The organism is Streptomyces sp. NRRL WC-3549, from assembly GCF_000721935.1.
Classification (GTDB): Bacteria; Actinomycetota; Actinomycetes; order Streptomycetales; family Streptomycetaceae; genus Streptomyces.
Window position 1 is genome coordinate 9,238 of sequence record NZ_KL585381.1, and the last position, 5,690, is coordinate 14,927.

Genomic DNA, 5,690 nt, shown 5'->3' on the forward strand with positions numbered 1-5,690 from the left:
GGCCTGCCTGGTGGAGGACACCACGCGCGGAGCCCGCGCCCTGCTCGACGAGCTGGAGCTGCCGCTGGTCTCGCTCACCACGATCGAGGGCCCGGCGTGAGCTCGGTCGCGCCGCCAGGGGTCCGGTTCCACCACGGCTCCGTGGTCGTCCCCACCGGGGCCGTCCACACCACCCCGCTGGGGTACGACCGTGGCAGCGTCCCCCTCGGCGCGCCGCTCCCGCTGACCGCCTCCGCCGAGTTCGTCCACCGCCTGAGCGGGTGCGGCGAGGTCGTGGTGGCCTTCGAGGGGAAGCTCGGAGACACCCTCCTCGCTCTGTCGGGGGTACGCGCGGTGCTCGACTGGCTGCGACTGCGGTCTGTTCGTACGTCCGTCCGGGCAGTGGGGCCGTACGCGGGGCTGATCGCCCGGACCGGGCTGATCGCTCACCACCCAGTCACCGCGCCCCACGGCCGACGCGCCGTGATCGGAGACCGCACGGGGATCGAGGCGCACGGCTCCGAGGCCGTAGTGAGCCTGGTACTCGATCCAGCGGCCCCGCCCTGCTGGTCGAGCGAGGGCCGCGCCCACCCGGACCTGCCGGCCCGCCACTACCTGGCGCTGGAACGCCGCCTCGGTATCCGCCTCCCCGGCACGGCTCCCTTCGTGCCGCCCCTCGCGACCGGCCCGAACGATCTCGTGGAGAAGCTGCGATCGGTGGGCTGGCTGGGCGGCATGACCATCGCCGCCATCACCGCCACCAGCTGGCCGGAGCGCAAGGACTACACCGCCCAGCGGTACATCGCCCTCACCGAGCAGATCGCCGAAGCCCAGCAAGCACAGGCCCGGCTGCTGCTCATCGGCGGCAACGCGGAGGACGGCTTACGCGTCAGCGCAGAGGCCCCTCGGCGCCACGTTCAGGTGCTCCACCTGGACGGGGTGCCGGCCGAACAGCTCGCCGATCTCTTCCCGCACTGCGACCTGGTCGTCGGCAACGACACCGGCCTCACCCACCTCGCCGCGATGACGCGCAGTCCCGAGAGGCCCGTCATCGGCTTGTACGCGCGCCACAGCCACAGCAAGTGGCGCACCGGGCTCCCCCATCACCACGCCGTCGCCACCGACCTGTCCGACCGCATGCACCAGAGCGACCTCTGCCCCGTCCGAGACGCCATTCCTCCGGACGTCGACGCTCACATGGACGCCTTCCCGCCTGCCGAACTGGCCCGAGTGTGCCTCGATCTGCTCAACGGGGTGCGGCCATGACCCTCCGCAGCCCTCTGCGGCTCGGCCCGGTGCGGCGCTTTACTCGCAACCTGCTCTGTCCCGTTGACCTCCTCGGCCGCCCGTTGCTGCTGAAGTACACGCGCGACCCGGTGGAAAGCCGCGCCGAGGTTCGCGGGCACGCACGCCTGGCCCAGCACTACCGGGTGCCGACCCTCCACGCCCACCTGCGTGTGCCGGGCGGGCGGCTCCTCGCGTACGAACGTCTGCCCGGCGGCACCGATCACGGGCTCCTGCTCGATCTCCTCAACGCCGACGAGCCGAGCAACGACCTCCGCGCCTACATGGATCAACTCACCGCCGCGTACCGCGAGGCCATCATCGCGACGGCGAGGCCCACCGACCCGACACGCGTGGTCCGCAAGCTGTACTGGGACCGTGCGGGCCCCGGCGGCCGACTCGACGAGTACTACGGCGGCAGGGACTTCTTGATCGCCGACGACCTCATCGACGTCCCGGTCTCCCGCCTCGACACCTACACCCTGAACATCAACGGCCGTCGGCACCAACTGGACTGGGTTGCCACCCTCCGCTGGCTCCGGGCCCACTTCGCCGCGACCGAGCCGGTCTGGGCAGCCCTCACCCAAGGCGACCCCACCGACGTCAACCTCGCCCAACCGCTCGCCTGGTTCGACTACGACACCGCCGGGCTGAACAGCATCCCCGGTGAGTTCGCCAACTTCCTCTGGTACGCCTCCGCCCTCGGCGGCTGGCTCGTGCCCACGTACAACCCATCGGCCTTCGCCGACCACCCCGCCACGTTCGCCCGCGCCCCGGACAACACCCCCGAGATCCGACGAGCGGACATCGAGCACACCACGAGCACTATCCACATCGACTACGCCCCACGTCTCGCGGCTCCCCGGCGGGCCGCCGTGACCACGTACTGGAACCAGCTCGTACGGCCGGTCGCCGACCGCCTCTGGCCCGGTGCGGACCTGGCGAACCTTCTCCGCCCCTACTTGGCCATGCGCATCCTCGGCGTCTACAACCTCGCCGAGCTGGCTCCAGCGGACCGACTCGTTCTCCTCACCCGGCTTGCCGAAGCGATGAGCCCCGCCTTCGCCCCCGCCACCTACTTCTGCCCCCTGGAGTCGTCATGCCCGGCCCCCTGAACGGCCGCACCGCCTTGGTCACCGGAGCGACCGGCGGCCTCGGCACGGCCATCGCCCGCCGCCTCGCAGCCGACGGCGCCGCTATCGCGCTCGCCCACTTCGGCGATGACCGAACGGCAGGAGAGCTCTCGGTCTCCCTCTCCTCTTGTATCTCCCTGTCGGCAGACCTTCGAGATGCCGAGGCCGTACGGTCCCTGTGCCGTCGAGCCCAAGAGGCGCTGGGACCGGTGGACATCCTGGTCAGCAACGCCGGTGCCTACCCGCGCCGATCGTGGCCGGAGACGACACCGACCCACTGGGAAGACACCCTGGCCACCAACCTGACCAGCCACTACCTCCTCGCCCACGAACTCACCCCGCCATGACGGCCACCGGCTGGGGCCGCGTCATCACGATCGGCTCCGTCCTCGCCGCTGCGGGCCGCCACGAGCTCGCCGGCTACATCAGTGCCAAAGCCGGCCTCGAAGGACTCACCCGCGCCCTCGCCCGCGAACTCGGCCCAGCCGGCGTCACCGCGAACTGCGTAGCTCCCGGCTCCATCCGCGTCCCCGCCGAAGACGCAGTCGTCGACGACCCGGAAGCCATGACCGTCCGCCAGCTCGCCCGCCAGTGCGTCCAACGTCGAGGCCGACCGGAAGACGTCGCCGCGGCCGTCGCCTTCCTCGCCACCGAGGACGCCGGCTTCATCACCGGCCAGACCCTGCGCGTCGACGGAGGCTGGATCCTTGGCTGACATCTGGCTCATGCGCCACGGCGCCTACGAAGGCCACCGCCCCGGCTACCACGCCCCACACGAAGCCGCGCTCACCTTGGAGGGCCGCGACCAGGTGTGCCGCTCGCTCCCCCTCCCCGAGGGCATCACCGCGATCGTCACCAGCCCGATTCCCCGTGCCCGCCAGACCGCCACCCTCGTCTCGCATCTCACGGGCCTGCCGATCGTGGCCACCTCCGGCCTCCTCGCCGAGTGGCGCGCCCCAAGCATCGTCCTAGGCCGGAGTGCCGAGACCTACCCGCCCGCCTATCGCGCCTGGCGGGCCCGGCGCCTCGCCAATCCGTCTCTACGCTGCGAAGACGGCGAAAGCCTCACCGACCTACACACCCGCGCCCGCCACTGCGCCACTTTCCTCCACCACACCGCCCAACGCCACGGCCCCCTCCTGGCGGTCTCCCACACCCTCTTCCTGGGCGTCCTCACGCACCTCCCAGAAGGCCCCGCTGCCTTCACCACTGCGGCAAGGGTCCCCTGGCAGTTCGCTGAGGTTCGTCCATTGCCCGCCCGCCAGCGCATGGGACCCGGCCTTCAACGACCTGCCCAGTAACCTGCTGGCGCCCCGCCCATTGCGCCCTGTAGAAGACGCTCTTACCCATACGTCTCCTTCCGGCGCTCTCTGTGCCGACGGTCACCCTGGCCCAGACCGTTCACCGCACTGAGCGACGGCAACGAGGCGCCGTTGTACACAGTCCGAAGTGATCACGATGAACGGCAAGGATGTCGTTCTCCGCAGCGAACTTCTCTGCCGGCCCGCTGAAGTACGTGGTAGCGACGAAGATCGCCACGTCGACTTTGAAGTGCACCTTCGCACCGAGCAGATCCCGGACCTCCCGGCTGGGGATCTTGCGTTTGGGCGCGTACCGCTTGCACTGGATCACCATGCTCCGCCCGTCGGGAAGACGCCCCAACACGTCAGCCCCGTTGTCGTGCGACCCACCGACCCTCCGCACGTCGGTACACCCATCGCGCCGACACAGCTCCACGACGAAGTCCGCGAACTCCGTCCCTGTCATCACATCGACCTCGGCAAGCGTCCGGTGCTCGGCTTTTACCGCCTCGTCATGCCGCCACTGCCGATCCCCGCCCCTGATGAACCGATCAGTCCTCCACAGCCACCACCCGCCTCCGGCAATGCCACCAAAAACGAGCGCACCTACGAGATAAGGCCAGACCACGCTCCAGAAGGCCACCAGAAGGACGCCGCACACGACCCCGGCGATGGTTCCGCTCCGAATTCGCCTCTCTCGCCGCTTTCGAGCCACAGCTCCTCGCCGCTTCCGTGCCACTGCCTTGGCGCCCCTTCCTCGTCCAGTGCAGCAGTCTCGGGACACATGAAGCATCCGAGTAGGGCGCAGTTCAGCCAATGGCTGGTCTCATTGAAGGGCCTGACCATGGATGCCTGCAGAGCATCGGCTGAGACACGCCCCAGCCGGGTCGTACGGCAGACTCGGCCCCGGAGACCCTCAGACAGCGGAATGCGGAAACATGACCATTTTGGTTGTGAGTGCGAGGCGGGACCGGTACGACGGTCACCATGTACCGATGGTCGCCGCTCAATGATCGCCAACTGGCCTTACTCATCCGCATCGGAGAGGGAACGGATCCCGTAACCTCTGCCAGTCCTGAACTCGCCATCACTACCCATGCCCTCAAAAACCGGGGCCTGGTCACCATGCCCAAGCACGGTGGAAAGTGGCAGGCGGAAATCACCGATGACGGCCACTTCTATCTGGAACACGGTCACCACCCGGACCGGCCTGAGCCGACCCCACGCAAGCAACGGCCGACAGCTGTCGAGTCGAAGCCAGACGCTGCGACACCTCCCCGCCAGGGGGCAACACCTCCCGCCGAGACGAAGCCTGCGCCAGCGCGCCCTGCGAAGCCGCCACGCCAGTCACCGGCGGAAGTCGGCGCGGCCTTGATCGCGGAGGTGCAGAAGGCCGGCCGATTCCTTCGGATCCCCGATCCAAGTGCCGAAGAGCGAGCCCGCTATCGCCGGGCTTTCGACGCCGCGCGGCAGTGTGCCCCGGACGGCTTCCACCTGAAGTACAGCGGGCGGGCAAAGGGAGACTTCTTCCTCGGACTACTCCGGGTGACGGGCGAGGACGAGACCGAGTGGAACCGGATCCGCCTGGCACGCAGCCGCGTGATCACCGACGTCGAGGACGTGATCGCTGCGGTCACCGCGGACCACAGCGCCTTCGAGATCTCGGACGAGGTCCTCCCACGGGTGCTTACCCTCCTTCGGCTCCTCGCCGAGCAGGCCCTCGCGCGGCACGGCGATATCGCGGTGTCGAAGAAGCGCAGGCAGGTGCGACCGCTTCTCACGGTCCACGGCAGGACGTACGAGATCAGCTTCAAAGAACGGCAGAAACAGGTCCGGTACGTGCCCACGCAGCCGGGCCGGCGGACGTACGAATGGCAGCGGGTCACCCCGGCCCACCGGCTCGAACCGTCCGGCGAGCTGGATCTGCAGGTGGCCCAGCAATCGGGGTACAGCTACGGCTACCGCCACGGCTGGACGAAGGAATGGTCCGACA

General features: G+C 69.2%; 4 protein-coding genes and 2 pseudogenes. 5 read left to right on the forward strand and 1 reads right to left on the reverse strand.

Features of this window, described 5'->3' with window-relative positions; translation table 11 throughout:
* Nucleotides 1–141: 141 nt before the first annotated feature.
* From IH13_RS0100275 to IH13_RS0100290, 4 genes and pseudogenes are all read left to right on the forward strand, one after another.
* On the forward strand, nucleotides 142–1,245 hold the full coding sequence (locus IH13_RS0100275) for a glycosyltransferase family 9 protein (RefSeq protein WP_234433164.1): 1,104 nt from the start codon (nucleotides 142–144) through the stop codon (nucleotides 1,243–1,245).
* Nucleotides 1,242–2,378, forward strand: coding sequence for a hypothetical protein (locus IH13_RS0100280; RefSeq protein ID WP_031079949.1), 1,137 nt, complete (start codon nucleotides 1,242–1,244; stop codon nucleotides 2,376–2,378). The genes IH13_RS0100275 and IH13_RS0100280 overlap by 4 nt, the downstream gene beginning before the upstream one ends.
* Nucleotides 2,363–3,111, forward strand: a pseudogene (locus IH13_RS36415) (SDR family NAD(P)-dependent oxidoreductase). Before IH13_RS0100280 ends, IH13_RS36415 begins: the two are co-directional and overlap by 16 nt.
* Complete coding sequence (locus tag IH13_RS0100290; protein ID WP_031079952.1) at nucleotides 3,104–3,697, forward strand: histidine phosphatase family protein; 594 nt, start codon at nucleotides 3,104–3,106, stop codon at nucleotides 3,695–3,697. Before IH13_RS36415 ends, IH13_RS0100290 begins: the two are co-directional and overlap by 8 nt.
* Nucleotides 3,698–3,797: 100 nt before the next feature.
* On the opposite strand, the gene IH13_RS36420 is transcribed toward IH13_RS0100290, so the two are convergent.
* Nucleotides 3,798–4,358: a restriction endonuclease gene (locus IH13_RS36420; RefSeq protein ID WP_234433165.1), complete on the reverse strand. Its 561-nt coding sequence runs from the start codon at nucleotides 4,356–4,358 to the stop codon at nucleotides 3,798–3,800.
* 326 nt (nucleotides 4,359–4,684) lie between these two features.
* Here IH13_RS36420 and IH13_RS36425 point away from each other — a divergent pair.
* Nucleotides 4,685–5,690 (forward strand): annotated as a pseudogene (locus IH13_RS36425) (PE-PGRS family protein); the annotation flags it as partial.

What these genes read in the sequence shown, in the direction of transcription:
- IH13_RS0100280 (WP_031079949.1), top strand. Translation starts at nt 1,242, where the DNA reads ATGACCCTCCGCAGCCCTCTGCGGCTCGGCCCGGTGCGGCGCTTTACT.